This window comes from Ramlibacter monticola (assembly GCF_016722785.1).
Lineage (GTDB): Bacteria > Pseudomonadota > Gammaproteobacteria > Burkholderiales > Burkholderiaceae_C > Ramlibacter > Ramlibacter monticola.
Map to the genome: position 1 here is coordinate 22,117 of NZ_JAEQNE010000003.1, position 16,752 is coordinate 38,868.

At 69.6% G+C, this 16,752-nt stretch carries 23 protein-coding genes; 10 read left to right on the forward strand and 13 right to left on the reverse strand.

Annotated features, from left to right (window positions below; all coding sequences use genetic code 11):
* The first annotated feature begins 113 nt into the window (after positions 1–113).
* Positions 114–1,580, forward strand: coding sequence for a CYTH and CHAD domain-containing protein (locus tag JJ685_RS13480; RefSeq protein WP_201674791.1), 1,467 nt, complete (start codon positions 114–116; stop codon positions 1,578–1,580).
* Here the strand turns inward: JJ685_RS13480 and JJ685_RS13485 are convergent.
* A complete protein-coding gene (locus JJ685_RS13485) occupies positions 1,577–2,140 on the reverse strand; it encodes an HD domain-containing protein (RefSeq protein ID WP_201674792.1) in 564 nt (187 codons plus the stop codon). The genes JJ685_RS13480 and JJ685_RS13485 overlap by 4 nt on opposite strands.
* Before the next feature lie 177 nt (positions 2,141–2,317).
* Here JJ685_RS13485 and JJ685_RS13490 point away from each other — a divergent pair, with 177 nt between their 5' ends.
* Both JJ685_RS13490 and JJ685_RS13495 read left to right on the forward strand, forming a co-directional pair.
* Positions 2,318–3,277, forward strand: a complete 960-nt coding sequence (locus tag JJ685_RS13490; protein WP_201674793.1) for a Tim44 domain-containing protein — start codon at positions 2,318–2,320, stop codon at positions 3,275–3,277.
* A gap of 47 nt (positions 3,278–3,324) precedes the next feature.
* On the forward strand, positions 3,325–4,353 hold the full coding sequence (locus JJ685_RS13495) for a TerC family protein (protein ID WP_201674794.1): 1,029 nt from the start codon (positions 3,325–3,327) through the stop codon (positions 4,351–4,353).
* 3 nt (positions 4,354–4,356) lie between these two features.
* On the opposite strand, the gene JJ685_RS13500 is transcribed toward JJ685_RS13495, so the two are convergent.
* Positions 4,357–5,265, reverse strand: coding sequence for a LysR substrate-binding domain-containing protein (locus JJ685_RS13500; RefSeq protein WP_201674795.1), 909 nt, complete (start codon positions 5,263–5,265; stop codon positions 4,357–4,359).
* Between the two features lie 97 nt (positions 5,266–5,362).
* Here JJ685_RS13500 and JJ685_RS13505 point away from each other — a divergent pair, with 97 nt between their 5' ends.
* Positions 5,363–6,562 carry an MFS transporter gene (locus tag JJ685_RS13505; RefSeq protein WP_236598995.1) on the forward strand — a complete coding sequence of 400 codons (1,200 nt, stop codon included), beginning with the start codon at positions 5,363–5,365 and terminating at the stop codon, positions 6,560–6,562.
* A 72-nt stretch (positions 6,563–6,634) separates the two neighbouring features.
* Here the strand turns inward: JJ685_RS13505 and JJ685_RS13510 are convergent, their stop codons facing one another.
* The gene (locus JJ685_RS13510; protein ID WP_201674796.1) at positions 6,635–6,829 is read right to left on the reverse strand and encodes a hypothetical protein; all 195 of its coding nucleotides are present in this window, start codon (positions 6,827–6,829) and stop codon (positions 6,635–6,637) included.
* Positions 6,830–7,275: 446 nt separating this feature from the next.
* Here JJ685_RS13510 and JJ685_RS13515 point away from each other — a divergent pair, with 446 nt between their 5' ends.
* The 5 genes from JJ685_RS13515 (at position 7,276) to JJ685_RS13530 (ending at position 9,579) form a co-directional block, all read left to right on the forward strand.
* A complete protein-coding gene (locus tag JJ685_RS13515) occupies positions 7,276–7,860 on the forward strand; it encodes an NnrU family protein (protein ID WP_201674797.1) in 585 nt (194 codons plus the stop codon).
* 48 nt (positions 7,861–7,908) lie between these two features.
* Positions 7,909–8,304, forward strand: a complete 396-nt coding sequence (locus JJ685_RS13520) for a VOC family protein (protein ID WP_201674798.1) — start codon at positions 7,909–7,911, stop codon at positions 8,302–8,304.
* A 214-nt stretch (positions 8,305–8,518) separates the two neighbouring features.
* Positions 8,519–8,701, forward strand: a complete 183-nt coding sequence (locus tag JJ685_RS30280) for an SDR family oxidoreductase (RefSeq protein ID WP_330901762.1) — start codon at positions 8,519–8,521, stop codon at positions 8,699–8,701.
* 6 nt (positions 8,702–8,707) lie between these two features.
* Positions 8,708–9,307: an SDR family NAD(P)-dependent oxidoreductase gene (locus JJ685_RS13525; protein WP_330901788.1), complete on the forward strand. Its 600-nt coding sequence runs from the start codon at positions 8,708–8,710 to the stop codon at positions 9,305–9,307.
* Between the two features lie 32 nt (positions 9,308–9,339).
* The gene (locus JJ685_RS13530; RefSeq protein WP_236598996.1) at positions 9,340–9,579 is read left to right on the forward strand and encodes a hypothetical protein; all 240 of its coding nucleotides are present in this window, start codon (positions 9,340–9,342) and stop codon (positions 9,577–9,579) included.
* A gap of 5 nt (positions 9,580–9,584) precedes the next feature.
* Here the strand turns inward: JJ685_RS13530 and JJ685_RS13535 are convergent, their stop codons facing one another.
* From JJ685_RS13535 to minC, 5 genes are all read right to left on the reverse strand, one after another.
* On the reverse strand, positions 9,585–9,833 hold the full coding sequence (locus JJ685_RS13535) for a hypothetical protein (RefSeq protein WP_201674799.1): 249 nt from the start codon (positions 9,831–9,833) through the stop codon (positions 9,585–9,587).
* Positions 9,834–9,970: 137 nt separating this feature from the next.
* Positions 9,971–10,456 carry an SRPBCC family protein gene (locus tag JJ685_RS13540; protein WP_201674800.1) on the reverse strand — a complete coding sequence of 162 codons (486 nt, stop codon included), beginning with the start codon at positions 10,454–10,456 and terminating at the stop codon, positions 9,971–9,973.
* Between the two features lie 59 nt (positions 10,457–10,515).
* The gene (gene minE, locus JJ685_RS13545) at positions 10,516–10,782 is read right to left on the reverse strand and encodes a cell division topological specificity factor MinE (protein ID WP_201674801.1); all 267 of its coding nucleotides are present in this window, start codon (positions 10,780–10,782) and stop codon (positions 10,516–10,518) included.
* Entirely contained in the window at positions 10,779–11,600 is an 822-nt protein-coding gene (gene minD / locus JJ685_RS13550; protein ID WP_201674802.1) for a septum site-determining protein MinD, read from the reverse strand. The genes minE and minD overlap by 4 nt, the downstream gene beginning before the upstream one ends.
* An 11-nt stretch (positions 11,601–11,611) precedes the next feature.
* Positions 11,612–12,346 carry a septum site-determining protein MinC gene (gene minC / locus JJ685_RS13555; RefSeq protein WP_201674803.1) on the reverse strand — a complete coding sequence of 245 codons (735 nt, stop codon included), beginning with the start codon at positions 12,344–12,346 and terminating at the stop codon, positions 11,612–11,614.
* 167 nt (positions 12,347–12,513) lie between these two features.
* Here minC and JJ685_RS13560 point away from each other — a divergent pair, with 167 nt between their 5' ends.
* Complete coding sequence (locus tag JJ685_RS13560; protein ID WP_201674804.1) at positions 12,514–12,921, forward strand: hypothetical protein; 408 nt, start codon at positions 12,514–12,516, stop codon at positions 12,919–12,921.
* On the opposite strand, the gene JJ685_RS13565 is transcribed toward JJ685_RS13560, so the two are convergent.
* Genes JJ685_RS13565 through clsB form a run of 5 tightly spaced genes read right to left on the reverse strand, consistent with a single transcriptional unit; the run spans position 12,817 to position 16,744 of the window.
* On the reverse strand, positions 12,817–13,428 hold the full coding sequence (locus JJ685_RS13565; protein WP_201674805.1) for a UdgX family uracil-DNA binding protein: 612 nt from the start codon (positions 13,426–13,428) through the stop codon (positions 12,817–12,819). The two genes, JJ685_RS13560 and JJ685_RS13565, sit on opposite strands and share 105 nt — an antisense overlap.
* The gene (locus JJ685_RS13570) at positions 13,421–14,101 is read right to left on the reverse strand and encodes a DUF4130 domain-containing protein (protein WP_201674806.1); all 681 of its coding nucleotides are present in this window, start codon (positions 14,099–14,101) and stop codon (positions 13,421–13,423) included. Before JJ685_RS13570 ends, JJ685_RS13565 begins: the two co-directional genes overlap by 8 nt.
* A gap of 21 nt (positions 14,102–14,122) precedes the next feature.
* Complete coding sequence (locus JJ685_RS13575; RefSeq protein WP_201674807.1) at positions 14,123–14,497, reverse strand: hypothetical protein; 375 nt, start codon at positions 14,495–14,497, stop codon at positions 14,123–14,125.
* 55 nt (positions 14,498–14,552) lie between these two features.
* Positions 14,553–15,491, reverse strand: coding sequence for a lysylphosphatidylglycerol synthase domain-containing protein (locus JJ685_RS13580; RefSeq protein WP_201674808.1), 939 nt, complete (start codon positions 15,489–15,491; stop codon positions 14,553–14,555).
* Entirely contained in the window at positions 15,491–16,744 is a 1,254-nt protein-coding gene (gene clsB, locus JJ685_RS13585; protein WP_201674809.1) for a cardiolipin synthase ClsB, read from the reverse strand. The genes JJ685_RS13580 and clsB overlap by 1 nt, the downstream gene beginning before the upstream one ends.
* Positions 16,745–16,752: the final 8 nt, after the last annotated feature.

Genomic DNA, 16,752 nt, shown 5'->3' on the forward strand with positions numbered 1-16,752 from the left:
CGGGGACTCTTGTGACAATGGCGTGACGGGCCCGCCGAACGGCTGGGCGCAGGAGCCGTGCAGCGCCTGGCTCCCTGGCTTAAGCTGCGGGCCCCCATCGCGGAAATGCGCGCATGCCGGAATTCGAGTTGAAGTTCCAGGTGCCCTCCGGGCGTGTCGATGCGGTCGCCGCCGCCGTCCGGCGCGGCGCCGTGGAAGAGCAGCGCCTGCAGGCGCGCTATTTCGACACCGGCGAGCAGGCGCTGGCCGCGAAGCGCATCGCCTTGCGCCTGCGCAAGGAAGGCCGGCGGTGGGTGCAGACCGCGAAGGCGCCCGGCGCGCACGCCTTCGAACGGCTGGAACACGAAGTCCCGCTTCCGACCGGCGCGGCGCCGCAGCTCGATCTCGCGCGCCACGCGGGCGAGCCGGTGGGCGACTGCCTGCGCGAAGCGCTGGGGGACGACCCGGCCGTGCTCGAGTGCTATCTCGAAACCGACATCACGCGCCTGTCGCGGACTGTCACCGCGGGGGGCAGCTCGGTCGAGATCGCGCTGGACCGGGGCGAGCTGCGCGCGCATGGCCGCGTGCAGCGGGTGCAGGAGATCGAGTTCGAGCTGAAGGAGGGCAGCGCAGCCGCCCTGGTGGAACTCGCCGGGCGCTGGTGCGAGAAGCACGGCCTGTGGCTGGATCCCCTGTCCAAGTCCGACGCGGGGCGGCGGCTGGCGCAAGGCGAGACGCAGCCGCCTGCGGTCCGCCCGGAACCGCCGAAGTTGCAGCAGCGCACGGGAACCGGCTTCGCCGGCGCGCTGTTGCGCGCCGGCTTGCAGCAGGCGCTGGGCAACGCGCGCGAGTTCGGCGCCGGCGCCGGGTCCGACGAGCACGTCCACCAGTTGCGCGTGGGCCTGCGCCGGGTGCGCACGGTGCTGCGCGAGCTCGACGCACTCGGCGACCTGGCGAGCGTGCAGGAACAGGTGGGTCCGGCGCTCGACGCGCTATTCCAGGTGCTGGGGCAGCATCGCGACCGCGCGACGCTGGTGCCCGCGCTGGAGCGCGAAGTGCTGGCCGCGGGCGGTCCGCCGCTCGCCTGGCGGCCCGCGCTGCCCGACCTCGGGGCCGCGGTGCGGGCCGCGCCGGTGCAGGCGGCCTGGCTGCAGCTGCTGGCGGCGGCGCACCGCCTCGAACAGGCGCCGCAAGAGGGCGCCCCGCCGCTCGCGACCACGCGCCGGCTGGTGCGCAAGCGCCTGCGCAAGCTGCACGCGCGCGTGCTGCAGGAGGGCGTCCGCTTCGAGACGCTGGACGAGCCCGCGCGGCACTCGGTCCGCAAGCGCCTCAAGCGGCTGCGTTACCTCGCCGAGCTGTCGCAGGCGCTGTTCCCCGATCGTGCCGTCGACTCTTTCGTGGGCGAGCTCAAGGCGCTGCAGGATGCGTTGGGGCTCTACCAGGACGAAGTCGTCGGCGGCGAGCTGATGCGCGAGCACGCGGCCGAGGAGCCGGCCGCGTGGTTCGCGGTCGGCTGGCTCGCGGGGCGCGAGCCCCTGCTCGCGAAGCAGTGCGCGCGGGCCTGCCGCCGCCTGAAGAAGGTGGACGTGTTCTGGGACTAGGCGGCCAGCACTTCGGGTTCGTACACCGCCACGCGCTGCAGCACCCGCCGGTAGTGGTCCCATCCCGGCGTGCGCCGCGTCGGGCTCCTGGCCTGGTCGTCCCATTGCCGCAGCGCCACCGCGTCCATCGCATGCGGCTCGCGCAGGAACAGCTCGATCTCGCGCGTCCGCAGCGGCCCGCCCTGCAGTTCGAGGCTGCGCTTCGAGGCCGATGAAAGCCGGTCCCAGTAGCTCGCGCTGAGGGCGCACAGGTAGCGCTTGGCCCTCACGTGCAGCAGGATCGGATCGAGCACGGCCCGCGGGAACACGTTGCGCAGGAACGGCTGCACCCGGAATTCGTGCAGGTCGTCGAAGGCAGCCTCGTCCCGGGCAGCCGGCTGCAGCAGGTGGCCGAGATCGTGCAATAGCGCCGCCGCCACGAGTTGCGGCCCGGCGCCTGCCTGCTCGGCCAGCTGCGCGCACTGCAGCGCATGCTGCTCCTGGCTGATGTTCTTGATGCCGTCGCGGACGGCACCTTCGGTGCGGTAGAGGCGGATGATCTGGTCGACCGTGAGAGGCATGAGAGGCTTCCTGGACTTTGCCTGCCATGGTGCAACGCGAGTGTGACGGGACGATGGCAGGGCACGCCCGGGCGAACTTCGGTTTTTCCTGAGTGATCTGCAGCAACACGCTGCTTTTTTCTTTGGTCCCGCGCGCGTATCTTGGGCCTCCTGACTCATTGCCACAAGGAGACACACATGAGAAAGACCCTGGCTCTCTTCGCCATCGTCCTCAGCCTGGGGATGACGCTGGCCCTCGACGCCGAGGCGAAGCGCCTGGGCGGCGGCCGCTCGGCGGGCATGCAGCGGCAAGGCGTGACCGCGCCCGCCAACAACGCCACTCCCGCGACCACGCCGGGCGCCCCCGGCCAGGCCGCGCCGGTCGCCGGCGCGCCCGCGGCGGCGGCCATGCCCGGTGCGGCTGCGGCAGCGACCGCGAAGCGCAGCTGGCTCGGACCGGTGGCGGGTCTCGCGGCCGGCCTCGGCATCGCTGCGCTGGCCTCGCACTTCGGCTTCGGCGAGGGGCTGGCCAACATGCTCACCATTGCGCTGCTGGTGATGGCAGTGGTGTTCGTCTTCCGGTTCGTGATGCGCAAGCGCGCGGCCAGCCAGGGCGGGGCCCTCGCCGGCGCCGGCGCGACCGGCAACAGCGGTGGCGTGTTCCGGCAGCCGCAGGCCCAGGATGTCGCCTACCGCAACGTCCAGGCGGCGACGCAGCGTCCGGGCGGTTCGCTGATCGGCTCCAGCCTCGCCGGGGCGGCTGCGACGACGGGCGTCGGCAACATCCCCGCCGGCTTCGACGTCGCGGCGTTCGAGCGTACCGCGCGTGACCAGTTCACGGCGCTGCAAGCCGCCAACGACGCGAAGGACCTGGACCGCCTGCGCGACTACCTGTCGCCGGAGATGTTCGACGTGGTGCGCTCCGAGATCGCCGAGCGCGGCGATGCGCCGCAGAAGACCGAGGTGTTCGGCCTGAACGCGCAGGTGCTCGACGTGGCGGAGGACGCCGATCGCTACGTGGTCAGCGTGCGCTTCACCGGCAGCGTGCGCGAGCAGGCCGGCGCGGTGCCCGAGGATCTCGACGAGGTCTGGCACCTGACGAAGCCGAAGGCGGGCTTCGGCGGCTGGATGATCGCGGGGATCCAGCAGGCCGCGTAGGAAACGGCCGAAAATGGGGGGAGGGGCGACGCACGAGGAGAAATTCCATGATGACCGCCACTCCCACCATGTGGGCGCTCTTTGCCGCGTTCGTCGTTGCGGCACTCGTGGTCGACTTCCTGACGCTCTCGCGGCAGGGCGCGCACGAGGTGTCGATGCGCGAGGCCGCAACCTGGTCCGCGGTGTGGGTGCTGGTGTCGCTCGTCTTCGTCGGCTGGCTGTGGTGGTACCTCGGTGGCACCTCGGGCGACGCCGCCCGCCAGGAGCTGGCCGCCGACAAGTCCTTCGAATTCATCACCGGCTACCTGGTGGAGAAGGCGCTGGCGGTGGACAACATCTTCGTCTTCCTGATGCTGTTCACCTACTTCAGCGTGCCGCCGGCCTACCAGAAGCGCGTGCTGATGATCGGCATCCTCGGCGCGCTGGTGTTGCGCGCGGCCATGATCTTCCTCGGCACCTGGCTGATCGAGCAGTTCCACTGGGTGCTGTACCTCTTCGGCGCCTTCCTCGTCTTCACCGGCCTCAAGATGTGGTGGGCGGCAGGGCAGGAGCCCGACCTCGACGCCAACCCGCTGCTGCGCTGGGTCAAGCAGCACCTGAAGGTCGCGCCCGGCTTCGACGGCGAGCGCCTGTTCACGCACGTGGACGGCGTGAGGATGGCGACGCCGCTGCTGGTGGTGGTGCTGCTGATCGGCGTGGTGGACGTGATCTTCGCCGTCGACTCCATCCCCGCCATCTTCGCGATCACGACCGACCCGTTCATCGTGCTGACCTCGAACGTGTTCGCCATCCTCGGCCTGCGGGCGATGTACTTCCTGCTCGCGGGCATGCACGAGCGCTTCCACCTGCTGTCCTACGGACTGGCCATCGTACTGGTGCTGGTCGGAGCCAAGATGCTGCTGGCGGACGTGGTCAAGGTGCCGGTGGGATGGTCCCTGGGCGCGACCTTCGCGGTGCTGGCGGCCACCATCTTCCTGTCGCTGAAGATCCCGCCGCGCAAGGAGGCGCCGCAGGGCGCCTATCCGTTCGCGGCCAAGCGCAGGGAGAAACCGAAGCCGGTGGTCACCCGCGGGTGAGCCTCACTTGGCGGGCGAGGCCGGCGCGCCGCGGGCAGAGGAGAGGAGTTGCTGCACCAGCGGGTGGTGGATGCGACGCTCGGCGGAGATGAGGTGGAAGTGCTCCAGCACCTCGGGCGTGTCGCCGAGGAGGCGCATGCGCCGGTCCTGCAGCAGTTCCTCGTGCGACCAGCGCGAGGCGGGAAAGGCGCCCATGCCGCTGCGGCCGAAGGCGGCGAGCAGGGCGCTGTCCTCGAATTCGCCGGCGATGCGCGGGCGCAGGCCCTGGCGCTCGAACCACTGGTCCAGCCGCGCGCGCACGGCGGCATGGTGCGTGGGCAGCAGCAGCGGCAGTTCGCCCAGGCAGGCCGGGAAAGGCAGCTTGCACTTGCGCGCCACGTCGGCCGGCGCGAACCACGCCATGGAGGCCTCGCCCAGCGCGTGCCCGTAGAGCCGCAGGTTGGGATTGGGCGGGGCGGGGCGGTCGGACAGGACCGCATCGAGCTTGTGCAGTGCCAGGTCCGCCAGCAGCCGGTCGAATTCGTCCTCGTGGCATAGCAGGCGCACCCGCGGATCGTGCAGCACGGGCTGCAGCAGGTGCTTCACCACCAGCTTGGGCAGGCCGTCCGACATGCCCACGGCGAGCCGCAGCCCCTGGCCCGTCGCCGCGTCGCGCACTGCGGCCGGCAACTGCTCGCCGATCTGGAAGATCTGGTCGGCCTGCGTCATCGCGGCCACGCCGGCATCGGTGAGCGCGATCCCGCGTCCGGCCGGCTTGAACAGCGCATACCCCAGCGACTGCTCCAGCGCGCGCACCTGCGCGCTGACCGTCTGCACCGCCATGTCGAGGCGCTCGGCGGCGCGCGCCATGCCGCCTTCCTTGGCGACGACCCAGAAGTAGTACAGGTGGCGGTAGTTCAACGGCGTGGACATGGGCGCGAGTGTGCCTCCACCGGCAACCGGCCCACGGGATCCCCGTGGCGAGTCCGGGACAGGCCGGCAGCCGACTCGCCGCTATGCTGTCCACTGCATGGCCCGGTCGACCCATTTCCCCGCAGCCCCGCGCGGCAATTCGCTCTGGTCCGTCTTCCTTCCCCTGCTGCCCTTCATGCTGTCGGTGTTCGACGGCTTCCTGGCCATGGGCATGGCGCTGCCGGTGGTGCCCCGGCACCTGCACGACGCGCTGGGGCAGGGCACCGTGATGATCGGCGTCGTGATGGGCTGCCAGTACCTGTCCTCGATCTTCGGGCGGATGTGGGCCGGCGGGCTGTCGGATGCGCGCGGGCCGCGCCGGGCCGCGCTGCTGGGGCTGGCAGCCGCCTGCGGCGTCGGGGGGCTCTATCTCGCGTCGGCGTCGTTCCTGGAATCCTCGCCCTCCCTCTCGCTGGGCCTCGTGATGGCCGGCCGCCTGCTCACCGGCATCGCGGAGAGCTTCCTGATCACGGGCACCATGGCCTGGGCGCTGTCGCGCGTTAGCACGGCGCATGCCGGCAAGGTGTTCGGCTGGATCGGGGTGGCCCTGTTCGGCGGGCTCGCCGCCGGGGCGCCGCTCGGCACGGCCTTGCAGGCGGCGTTCGGTTTCGCGGGCGTGGGCTGCGCCGTGCTGCTCGCGGGCACGATCGGACTGGTGGGCACGAGCTTCATCGTCGGCGCCCCGCCCAGCCTTCACGCGCGGCTGCCCTTCTTCGACGTCGTGAACGCGTTGAAGCTGCCGGGGCTCGGCCTCACGCTGTGCTGCGTGGGCTACGCGATGATCAACACCTTCGCCGTGCTGCTGTTCGTGCAGCGCGGATGGGAAGGCGGCGCGCTGGCGCTCACCAGCATGGGATCGGGCTTCATCCTGGCGCGGCTGCTGGTGGGCCACCTGCCGGACCTGGTCGGCGGCGCCCGCGTGGCCTTGTACTGCGTGCTGGCGGAGGCCCTCGGCCTGGCCCTGATCTGGGCCGCTCCGCATCCGGCGATCGCGTGGCTGGGCGCGGCGCTCACCGGCGCGGGCTACGGCATCGGCTTCCAGGGCTTCGGGGTCGAAGCGGTGAAGCGTTCGCCCCCGCAGAGCCGCGGCGCGGCCATGGGGGCCTACGTGATGTTCCAGGACGTGACCATGGGGCTGGCGCCGCCGCTCAACGGCATGCTGGCCAAGGTCGCGGGGCTGGATGCCGTGTTCCTCGGCGGTGCCGTCGGCGCGCTCGGTGCCGCGCTCGTCGCCTGGACCATCCTGCGCCAGGACTAGCCGCGCGAACCGGGCGGTCGCGCAGGGACTCTCTTTCGAAGTGTTACGTCGGCCGGCGGTCGCCGCGGGCCGTCACTTGACCGGCGCCTGCTGCAGCGCCGCGACCGGCTTCTTCGCATCGGCTGCCGGCACGACCTTGGCGAGCACGAACACGACCCCGATCACCGCCGCCAGGGCCAGCGCGATCCACCGGGCCCCGAGGCCCCGCGGCTCCGGCGGCACGAAACCGCGCGTGCGGTCTTCCTGGTCTTCGCCTGCGTCCTTCATGCCTGCCCTCCCTCGACTTCCTTGGGGCGGATTATGGGGAGGCGGCACGCCCGGAATGCAAGTGCGGGGCCTCGCCGCGTCGTCTCGCCGCCACACGAAAGGGCGCAGGAAAATTTTTTTTGGGCCGAAAAGCCTGTGGACCGATCCGGCACAACCTCAGCGTTATCCACACCGGCGGACCGAACCGGCAGGTTGTCCAAGTTCGCGGTACAGGTCGGAAGCAGGGGTGCCCACAGTCCTCTCCCGTTCGCAGGTCCTTGTCGGAGAAAGGGAAAAAGACGGTTGTCCACAGCGGGGCGGGGGCCTTATCTACTACGACTACCTTTGAGCAATGGATTCAATAGAAGTCCGGGGGAACCGCAAGGCAGTACCGGCGACCGGGGGGCTTGAGTCCTTGCCCGCATGGCGTAGAGTCCGCCCCTTCACGTTGGACGGAGGGGTGGTCGATGCTCACGCTGGTTGCGGGATTGGTGCTGTTTCTCGGCGCCCATTCGGTGCGCGTGTTCGCGGACGGCTGGCGTACGTCGACCATTGCCAGGGTGGGCGAGAAACCCTGGAAGGGCGTGTACTCGCTGGTCTCGCTCGCCGGCTTCGTGCTGCTGGTCGTCGGCTACGGGCTGGCCCGCCAGCAACCGGTCGTCCTGTGGAGCCCGCCGCCCGTGGGGCTGCGGCACCTGGCTTCGCTGCTGACGCTGGTCGCGTTCGTGCTGGTGGTGGCCGCCTACCTTCCCGGCAATCAGCTGAAGGCGAAGCTGCACCACCCGATGATCCTCGGCGTGAAGGCCTGGGCGCTGGCGCACCTGCTGGCCAACAACATGCTCGCCGACCTGGTGCTGTTCGGATCCTTCCTCGCGTGGGCGGTGCTGGACTACCGGGCGGCGCGCCAGCGCGATCGCCAGCGGGGCACAGTCTATCCGCCGGGGACGGCGTCCCGCACCGCGCTCACGGTGGTGGCAGGCGTCGTGGCGTGGGCGGCGTTCGCGTTCTGGGCGCACCGGGTGCTGATCGGGGTGAGTCCGATGGGGGTTTGAGCGGCGCATAATCCAGTCCCCGGGGCCTATCGCCCCCGACATCGACCCATGCAGCAGCAGCCCGCCCTTTCCCACGTCTCCATCGGCACCAACGATTTCCCGCGCGCCAAGGCCTTCTACGACGCCGTGCTGGCCACGCTGCAGATCCAGTGCCTGATGGACGCCGAGGACGGTTCCGGCTACGGGCGACGCTTTCCGGAGTTCTGGGTCGGGTTTCCGTTCGACGGCGACGAGGCCGCGCCGGGCAACGGCGTGCACGTTTGCTTCAACGCGAACTCGATGGAAGAGGTCCGGGCTTTCCACGCCAAGGCCCTGGAGCTGGGCGGGCAGGACGAAGGCAAGCCGGGCCTGCGCCGGGAGTACGCGGACAACTACTACGCGGCTTTCGTGCGCGATCTCGATGGCAACAAGATCGAGGCGGTGTTCTTCCTGAAGGAGGAGTGAGCGCCGCACGGCCGCCCGAAGGCGCTCGCCCCCTCCGCCTGCGGAGGGGGGAGGCGGAGCACGCAGTGCGGAGCCTGGGGGAGGCACCCAGTGACCCCGCACGGCCGAGGCACCCCGGCATCCCCTAGAAACAAGCACGCCGGGCGCCGGACCTGTCCGACATGGAGGACGCCCGGCCGTTCCCAGAATGGGTTCATCCACGGAGGATGAACGCATGGATGAACCAAGGGCGCCACGGCCGCTGGCCGTGGTGACGGGAGCTTCGTCGGGAATCGGCTACCACCTCGCACGCTGCGCGGCGCAGCACGGTTACGACCTCATCGTCGCGGCCGACACGCCCCTGGCCGACGCCGTGCACGATTTCGAATCGCTCGGGGCGGACGTGCAAGCCGTGTAGGCCGACCTGGCCAGCGTCGAAGGCGTGCTGCACCTGATCCAGGCCATCGGCGAGCGCGAAGTCGATGCGCTCATGGCCAACGCGGGGCATGGACTCGGCGGCTCGTTCCTGGCGCAGGACTTCGACGAGATCCTGCACGTGATCAACACCAACATCGTGGGGACGGTCCATCTCGTCCAGCACGTCGCCCGCGGCATGGTGGCCCGGGCGCGGGGCCGGATCCTCGTCACGGGATCGGTGGCCGGTTTCATCCCGGGCAGCTTCCAGGCGGTCTACAACGGCACCAAGGCCTTCATCGATTCATTCTCCATCGCCCTGCGCAACGAGCTGAAGGGCACGGACGTGACCATCAGCTGCCTGATGCCGGGCCCCACGGAGACCGACTTCTTCGAGCGGGCCGACATGGTGGCCACGCGCGTCGGCCAGGCCCCGAAGGCGGATCCGGCCGACGTGGCCCGGATCGGCTTCGAGGCGATGCTGAAGGGCGAAGCCGACGTCGTCGCCGGCCTGAAGAACAAGCTGGAGGTGGCGCTCAGCAAGGTGATGCCGTCGCAGGCCGTGGCGCAGAGGCACCGGCGGCTGGCCGAGCCGCGGGGCCAGAAGTGAGCCCCGGCAGGAATTTCCAAAGGAGCAGCGCAATGACCCACAAGTACATGCGTCCCGAGCAGGACAAGCAGGCCGGGGCGTCCGGCAAGGTCGAAAACGACCGCAACAAGCAGGGCAAGGGGCAGGCGAGCCAGACCAACGAAGGCCGCCGGACGCCGCAGAGCCGGCACGACCGGGAAGACCACATCGGGAACAACCAGGGCAAGATGCGGGGCGGCTCGCCGCAGGGGAGCAACGCCTCGTCGCCGCCGAAGAGCGGCCGGCGGGGCTGAGTGCCCTAGTCGTTGGCCGCGCGGGCCAGGCCCCGCGCGACGGGGGCCAGCAGTTCACTGAACTCGAAACACTGGCACAGACCGAGCTGGCAACCCTGAGGATGCCAGCGGCCGTCCGCCAGCTTCACGAAGAACTGCTGCCCGGCGAGCAGGGGACGCAGCACCGGATCGAAAGCTTCCAGCGTTTCGCGCGCGAGCTTCGCGGCGACGACGCTGCCGGTGGTGAAGGTGTCCGTGGCAATCGCAGAGGGCATGACGAGGATTCTCCTCACTGCCTCAACGAATGCGAAGCCTGATAGTTGACAGTGGTGCCCCCACGCAACGTTTTCGTGAGGTAAAGACGGAGTCAGGGCCTTGCAAGCCTGGCGTGCGGCATCGCTGCCGCCGCCGCTCAGAGCTGCACGCCGATGCGGCGCGGGAACAGCTCGCGTTCCAGCATCTTCAGCATGCCCGTCCACTCCCTGCGGGTCGAATCCTGGAGGGCGAAGGCGTGGCGACTGTCTCCCAGTTCGTGCTTCACCACTACTTCACAGGTCTGCGCCGTGCTGGCAACGATGTCCACCGTGACGCGGGTGTTTTCGTCCGGGAAGGACAGCACGCCGACATCGAAGACCAGGCGGCTGGGGCGGGTGATCTCCACGTAGCGGCCGCTGTGGACCACGTTGAAGACGCTTTCGTCGCCTTCGGCGGCGTTGCGCCGCTCGACCACCGTGAAGGCGCCGCCCACCTCGGGCTGCAGCTCGCACTGCATGACGATGCCCGCCCGGCTGCGGAACAGGAATCGGGAAGCCTGCCAGGGCGTGAGCCACGCATCGAACACCCTTTCGGCAGGGGCGCAATAGCGATGTGTGACGCTGACGACGACCGGACTGCTCATCCGTTCTTTATCTCTTGACAGGCGTCTCGCTGTCAAGCCTGTCAATCATGACAGGAGTGTCAGCGTGTGACTTCCGGCAGCTCGATCTTCACCTCCAGCACCTCGAGGTTGTCCGTGCGTTCCACGTTGACCTTGAGGTGGTTGGGGTCGATCTTCACGTACTTGCTGATCACCGCGACCAGATCGCGCTGCAGGGCCGGCAGGTAGTCGGGGGAGCCCCCCGGATTGCGGCCGCTGCGCTCGTGCGCCAGGATGATCTGCAGGCGCTCCTTGGCGACGCTGGCCGAGCGCTTCTTCTCCCCGAGCAGGAAGGACAGCAGGCTCATGCCTTCCTCCCGCCGAACAGGCGCTTCAGGAAGCCCGCCTTCTCGGGGTCGACGAAGCGCAGCGGCCGGTCCTCGCCCTGGAAGCGGGCGACGACGTCGAGGTAGGCCTCGCTGACGTCCGTGCCCTTCAGGTGGACGGCCGGGGTGCCCTGGTTGCTGGCCTGCAGCACCGATTCGGATTCCGGGATCACGCCGATGAGCGGGATGCGCAGGATGTCCTGGATGTCCTCCAGCGACAGCATGTGGCCGGCGTCCACGCGGTTCGGGTTGTAGCGGGTGATCAGCAGGTGTTCCTTGACCGGCTCCTTGCCCTCGATCGCGCGGCGGGTCTTGCTGGCCAGCATGCCGAGGATGCGGTCGGAGTCGCGCACCGAGGAGACCTCGGGGTTGGTCACCACCAAGGCCTCGTCGGCGAAGTGCATGGCCATCAGGGCACCGGTCTCGATGCCGGCGGGCGAGTCGCAGACGATGTACTCGAAGCCCATGCCGCCCAGGTCGTGCAGCACCTTCTCGACGCCTTCGCGGGTCAGGGCTTCCTTGTCGCGGGTCTGGCTGGCGGCCAGCACCGAGAGGTTGTCGTTGTGCTTGTCCTTGATCAGGGCCTGGTTGAGGGTGGCCTCGCCGTGGATCACGTTGACGAAGTCGTAGACCACGCGCCGCTCGCAGCCCATGATCAGGTCCAGGTTGCGCAGGCCGACGTCGAAGTCGATGACGGCGGTCTTGTGGCCGCGCAGGGCCAGGCCGCTGGCGAAGCTGGCGCTGGTGGTGGTCTTGCCGACCCCACCCTTGCCGGATGTGACGACGATGATCTTTGCCATTGGGGAGTCCTTTACGGGTTCAGCGGCTGCATGACCAGCTTCTCGCCCTCGAGGCGGATCTGGGCCGGCTTGCCGCGCAGTGTGTCGGGCAGCGGGTGTTCGCTGGTGCGGTACACGCCGGCGATGGAGACCAGCTCGGGCTCCAGGCACAGCGTCAGGATGCGGGCTTCCGCATCGCCGCGTGCGCCGGCAATGGCTTTGCCGCGCAGCGGTGCATAGACGTGGATGTGGCCATCGGCGATGACCTCCGCGCCGGGATTGACCATTGCGAGCACCACGACGTCGCGCCCGCGGGCGTAGACCTGCTGGCCGGAGCGCAGGGGTTTGTCGATGATGAGTGCACTCGTGGGGACTTGCGGCGCCGCGACGGGCACGGGGGCCACCGGCTGTTCCTCCCTCTGGGAGGGGGCCGGGGTGAGGGCAGCATCCTGCGCACCGGCCAGACCGGCTTGCAGCGCGGCCTCCATCTGCGCCTGCGTCCCCCCTTTCACCGCCACCGGCACGACGCGATAGCGCCTCAGCAGCGCAATCAGCCGCCCGAAGTCGATCTCCCCCTCGCCCACGGGCGCCAGGTCGATCACCATCGGATCGTTGTCGAAGAACTCCGGGATCTCCCCGAACCGGCCTTCCAGTTCCTGTTCCAGCGATTGGAGGTCGGAAGACTTCAGCAGCAGCGCGACGAGGGGAAGGTTCGCGCTCTTGATCTCGAACGTGGCAGGAGTGCGTCCTGCGAGGGCAACAGTCATTCGATACGGCGGGGGAAATGCGCGCGCAGTTTAGCAGCGAGCGGTGACTGTGCCTCTGCCAATCGACGAGCGTGCGTTCCGTCCTACGCAGGCTGGTGCCTGGCTCGGGTCGAAGCGGCGGCACGAGAGGCCCACACTGGAGCCGTCCGCTCTCGGAAGGAGCTCCCATGCAATCGCACCATCACCACTGGCTCGGCGTCGCCGCCATCCTGCTGCTGGCCCTGCTGGCCTTCGAAGCCTATGGCCAGCCGCCCAACCACGAGTTGAGTCCGAACGCGGGTGCGGTCTTCCAGGGCCGTCCGGCCATGGCGGGTGCGCAGGCCGGACTGGGCGCCCAGGCCGGGCCGCCGCAAGGCGGCATGGGCCTGCAGGGCTCCGACGGCGCCGGGCTGAACCTGCGGCGGCCGCACGTGATCGAGCAGCAGATGAACCCGCTGCCACCGGTGGCCTGCGCCGACCTGCCGCGCGAGTCAGCGACGGAACAGCCTCTGTGCCTGCCGCAGATCCGCGACGAACGCTTCGAACGCCGGCTCGCGCTCCTCGGGATCTCCGCGGAGCAGCGCGGACGGATGTAGGGTCACCAGCACCTCCAGCCCGTCGGGCCGAGGCAGCCACTGCCCGCGGTTCGCGAGCACCGGCACGGCGCGCCCCAGCAGCGAGCGCGCCGCGCTCGCGCCCAGGGCCACCAGCGCGCCCGGTCGCACCAGCGCGATCTCGTCTTCCAGCCAGTGGTGGCAGGCTCCGATCTCCTTCTGCGTCGGGCTCTTGTGGATGCGCCGCTTGCCGCGCAACTCGAACTTGAAGTGCTTGACGGCGTTGGAGACGAAGGTCTGCTCGCGCGGGATGCCCGCCGTTTCCAGCGCGCGCGCCAGCAGCTTGCCGGCGGGGCCGACGAAGGGGTGGCCCTGCAGGTCTTCCTGGTCGCCGGGCTGCTCGCCCACCAGCATCAGCCGGGCCTTGAGCTTGCCTTCTCCGATCACCGACTGGCTGGCGATCTCGCCGATCGGGCACTCGCGGCACGCCATGGTGGCGGTCTTGAGCTGCTCGAGCGACTGGATCCGCGGGTCGGGGCGCTCAGGCATCGGCGGCGGACTTGTCGTGCGGTGCGAACACGCGCTCGTAGCAGGCCAGCCATTGCGACTCCGTGCCGTCGTTGCCGGGCAGTTCGGCCACGGGAACACCCGGGCCGAAGTGCAGCCGGCCGCCCTCGCAGCGCACGCTGCGCTCGGGGGTGAAGATGGCCCAGCGCGGCGCCTCGATCCGCTTGGCGAACCAGGGCGCGATCGCCTCCACCACGTGGTGGGCCGGCTCGTAGCCGCCGACCTCCAGCGCCTCGCCTTGGGCGTCGCGCAGCGCGTGCCGGCGCAGGTTGGCCTTCATCTTGTGGATGTCGCGGCGCACCGCATGCGCCATGTGCTGCGCCTGCAGCATGTCGGCGTCGAGCGGGTCGTTGCGCAGGTTGGGCTCGTGGACCAGGCGCCAGAGCAGCCGGTACAGCAGCGAGAAGCGCTCGGGATCGCGGTGCAGCACCACGAACTCGCACAGGCGCGTGAACGAGGCGGGCACGATGGCGGTGGCGGCGCGGGCCACGTTTTTCGGCCGGCTGGCCTGTGCGGGGCCGGGATCCGCGAAGGGGTCGGCCGACGCCTCCATCCCCCACTCGACCTCCTCGGGCGGCACCTGATGGGCAAGCAGTTGCCTCGCCTCGGAGCGGAAGCCCGCGAGGTCCGTCTGCCCGGCCAGTTTGATCTGCATCTCCGCAGTCGTGTGCATGGATCAGCCCCGCGTTCGCGACTTCTTCGCGGGCGCGCGGCGCCTTGGCTTGCGGGCGTCCGCGGCGCGCGGGCGGGCCTCCCCTTCGTCATTCGTGCGGCGCCGGGACGCCTGGGTTCCCAGCTCGCGCGCGTCGCGCGCCTTCGGGGTCCCCGCCGGCGCGAGGATGACGGAGGCGGGGACATCGATGGCATCGACCGAACGCGCCACCTCGTTGACCGCCGCGGCTGGGCTCTCCAGCCCCGGCCACACCGTCGCCAGTTCCAGCCATTGTTGCCAGCCACGGGTCATCCATTCGAACGCCATGGCGTTCCAGCGGGCCGCGGCTTCCCAGTTGCCCAGCGGATTCAGCCAGCCGAAGCTGTCGATGCGTGTCATTGCGGCCATTCTCGGTACCTCCTGGTTACTCGGGTTCTCAAGGTATGCAATTGCTTCATGCGTGGACCTCCCGTTTGCGGGTGCGCATCTCCACCTTCAGGTACAGCAGGGCGCCCGCGAGCAGCGGTGTCAGGTAGAAGATCGCGCGGTAGGCGAGCAGGGCGCCCAGCAGCTGGTGCTCCGGGATCCGGTGCGACAGCAGGGCGATGAAGACCGCTTCGGTCACGCCCAGGCCCGCCGGGACGTGCAGCAGCACGCCCGCGATCGCCGCGATCAGCAGCACGGCCAGCGCCGTCGGATAGTCCACCTGCCCTTGCAGGAGCATCCACGGCACCGCTGCCATGGTCATCCAGTGGGTGCAGGAGATACCCAGCTGCGCGACCGCCATGCGGAATGTGGGCAGGTCGATGTCCTGCCCGCGGACCGTCCAGCAGCGCACGCGCGAGAACGCGCACAGCCCCAGGTATGCGATCGCGAAGGCGAGCAGCCCCACGCCCAGCAGCCGCAACTCCTCGCCGTCGATGCCCCACGCGGGCGGCAGCTGCAGCGGGAACATCGTGAACACCAGGCCGGCCAGCAGGATGTAGCCGATCCAGTTGGTGATCATCGACAGCGTGATGATGCGCGTGATGTTGCCGTAGCGCAGCCCGAGGCGCGAATAGAGCCGGTAGCGCAGGCCGATGCCGCCGACGAGCGAGCCGAGGTTCAGGTTGAAGGCGTAGCAGATGAAACTCACCTGCATGACCTTGCGCTTGGCCATGCGATGGCCGGTGTAGTGCCGGCCGACCAGGTCCATCAGGCTGTAGACCAGGTGGCTGATGGCCGCGAGGCCCAGGGCCTTCAGCAGCACGTCGCGCGGCAGCTCCTGGACACTGGCACGGACCTGGTCCCAGTCCACGGTGCGCGCGTAGCGCACCAGCAGGAAGGCGACGACGGCGAGGAAGCCCACCCCGAGCGCGCGCTTGACCCAGGGCCAGGACCAGTGGTGGCGCATCAGCCCTTCTCCTTGAGTCCGACGAAGGCGGGCGCCAGCGGCTTGCCCTGGGTGGGGGCCGTGGGCAGCAGGCGCGGGACGTGCCGGGGCAGCCACGAGGCCCAGCGCGAGTAGCGCCGGGCGAAGTGGTAGGCGAGGAAGCTCTGCACCAGCGACCAACCCTCCAGCTTGCCCAGGCTCTTCGTGGTGATCTCGTTGCACGCGTGGCACATCAGCTTGTCGAGGTTGGCCGAGAGCACCTGCGTGAAATCGTGGTCGCGAATGATCACGTTGGCCTCCAGGTTGAACAGGAGGCTCATCGGGTCGAGGTTGCTGGAGCCCACGGTGCACCACTCGTCGTCCATCACCGCCACCTTGCCGTGCAGCGGCCGCTCGCAGTATTCGTAGATGCGCACGCCGGCGCGCAGCAGGTAGTGGTACAGCATGCTGGAGGCCGTCTTCACCCACGGCATGTCGGGTTCGCCCTGCAGGATCAGCCGCACGTCCACGCCGCGCCGCGCCGCCCGCTTGAGTTCGCGGATGAAACGGTAGCCGGGGAAGAAGTAGGCATTGGCGATCACGATGCGCTTCTTCGCGGCGCGGATCGCGATGCGGTAGTGCCGCTCGATGTCGTCCATGTGGAGGCGGTTGTCGCGCACCACGAACATCGCGTCGGCCGTGCCGGCGGGCGGCAGCTGCTCCGGCGGCACGCGCATCTGCTTGCGCCAGCGCCACCACTGGCGACGCCTGCGCTGGTGGCGCAGGCCTTCGGCGAGGGCCGTGTGGCAGAAGCGGTGGATCTCGGCCACCAGCGGGCCGTGGATCTCCACCGCGTAATCCTGCTTGGCCTCGGGGCCGAAGTCCAGAAGGTGGTCCGCCGAGTAGTTGATGCCGCCGACGAAGGCCACTTCGCGGTCCACCACCACGATCTTGCGGTGCATGCGGCGCAGCAGGTGCGGCCGCCAGCCGAAGGGTCGCGGTCCCGGGTTGAAGGAGTGGATCCGCACGCCCGCCTCGCGCAGCGCGGCGAGATACTGCGCCGACAGGTCCGGCGAGCCCCAGTCGTCGATCGTGATGTCCACCTGCGCGCCGCGCCGGGCGGCGGCGATCAGCGCCTCCTGCAGCTGCAGGCCCACCTTGTCCTCGAACAGGATGAAGGTCTCGACGATCACCTCCCGCCGCGCGTTCGCGATGCAGGCGAACACGCGCGGGAAGAACTCCTCGCCGTTCTCCAGCAGCGAGAAGTGGTTGCCCGGGATCCAGCGGCGTTCCATGGTGTCCT

What these genes read in the sequence shown, in the direction of transcription:
- minC (WP_201674803.1), bottom strand. Translation starts at nt 12,346, where the DNA reads ATGACTGTTGCCCTCGCAGGACGCACTCCTGCCACGTTCGAGATCAAG.
- JJ685_RS13515 (WP_201674797.1), top strand. Translation starts at nt 7,276, where the DNA reads ATGCTCACGCTGGTTGCGGGATTGGTGCTGTTTCTCGGCGCCCATTCG.
- JJ685_RS13485 (WP_201674792.1), bottom strand. Translation starts at nt 2,140, where the DNA reads ATGCCTCTCACGGTCGACCAGATCATCCGCCTCTACCGCACCGAAGGT.
- JJ685_RS13570 (WP_201674806.1), bottom strand. Translation starts at nt 14,101, where the DNA reads ATGCAGATCAAACTGGCCGGGCAGACGGACCTCGCGGGCTTCCGCTCC.
- JJ685_RS13575 (WP_201674807.1), bottom strand. Translation starts at nt 14,497, where the DNA reads ATGACACGCATCGACAGCTTCGGCTGGCTGAATCCGCTGGGCAACTGG.
- JJ685_RS13480 (WP_201674791.1), top strand. Translation starts at nt 114, where the DNA reads ATGCCGGAATTCGAGTTGAAGTTCCAGGTGCCCTCCGGGCGTGTCGAT.
- minD (WP_201674802.1), bottom strand. Translation starts at nt 11,600, where the DNA reads ATGGCAAAGATCATCGTCGTCACATCCGGCAAGGGTGGGGTCGGCAAG.
- JJ685_RS13540 (WP_201674800.1), bottom strand. Translation starts at nt 10,456, where the DNA reads ATGAGCAGTCCGGTCGTCGTCAGCGTCACACATCGCTATTGCGCCCCT.
- JJ685_RS13490 (WP_201674793.1), top strand. Translation starts at nt 2,318, where the DNA reads ATGAGAAAGACCCTGGCTCTCTTCGCCATCGTCCTCAGCCTGGGGATG.
- JJ685_RS13495 (WP_201674794.1), top strand. Translation starts at nt 3,325, where the DNA reads ATGATGACCGCCACTCCCACCATGTGGGCGCTCTTTGCCGCGTTCGTC.
- JJ685_RS13565 (WP_201674805.1), bottom strand. Translation starts at nt 13,428, where the DNA reads ATGCCTGAGCGCCCCGACCCGCGGATCCAGTCGCTCGAGCAGCTCAAG.
- JJ685_RS13580 (WP_201674808.1), bottom strand. Translation starts at nt 15,491, where the DNA reads ATGCGCCACCACTGGTCCTGGCCCTGGGTCAAGCGCGCGCTCGGGGTG.
- JJ685_RS13510 (WP_201674796.1), bottom strand. Translation starts at nt 6,829, where the DNA reads ATGAAGGACGCAGGCGAAGACCAGGAAGACCGCACGCGCGGTTTCGTG.
- JJ685_RS13530 (WP_236598996.1), top strand. Translation starts at nt 9,340, where the DNA reads ATGACCCACAAGTACATGCGTCCCGAGCAGGACAAGCAGGCCGGGGCG.
- JJ685_RS30280 (WP_330901762.1), top strand. Translation starts at nt 8,519, where the DNA reads ATGGATGAACCAAGGGCGCCACGGCCGCTGGCCGTGGTGACGGGAGCT.
- clsB (WP_201674809.1), bottom strand. Translation starts at nt 16,744, where the DNA reads ATGGAACGCCGCTGGATCCCGGGCAACCACTTCTCGCTGCTGGAGAAC.
- JJ685_RS13535 (WP_201674799.1), bottom strand. Translation starts at nt 9,833, where the DNA reads ATGCCCTCTGCGATTGCCACGGACACCTTCACCACCGGCAGCGTCGTC.
- minE (WP_201674801.1), bottom strand. Translation starts at nt 10,782, where the DNA reads ATGAGCCTGCTGTCCTTCCTGCTCGGGGAGAAGAAGCGCTCGGCCAGC.
- JJ685_RS13505 (WP_236598995.1), top strand. Translation starts at nt 5,363, where the DNA reads ATGGCCCGGTCGACCCATTTCCCCGCAGCCCCGCGCGGCAATTCGCTC.
- JJ685_RS13520 (WP_201674798.1), top strand. Translation starts at nt 7,909, where the DNA reads ATGCAGCAGCAGCCCGCCCTTTCCCACGTCTCCATCGGCACCAACGAT.
- JJ685_RS13500 (WP_201674795.1), bottom strand. Translation starts at nt 5,265, where the DNA reads ATGTCCACGCCGTTGAACTACCGCCACCTGTACTACTTCTGGGTCGTC.
- JJ685_RS13560 (WP_201674804.1), top strand. Translation starts at nt 12,514, where the DNA reads ATGCAATCGCACCATCACCACTGGCTCGGCGTCGCCGCCATCCTGCTG.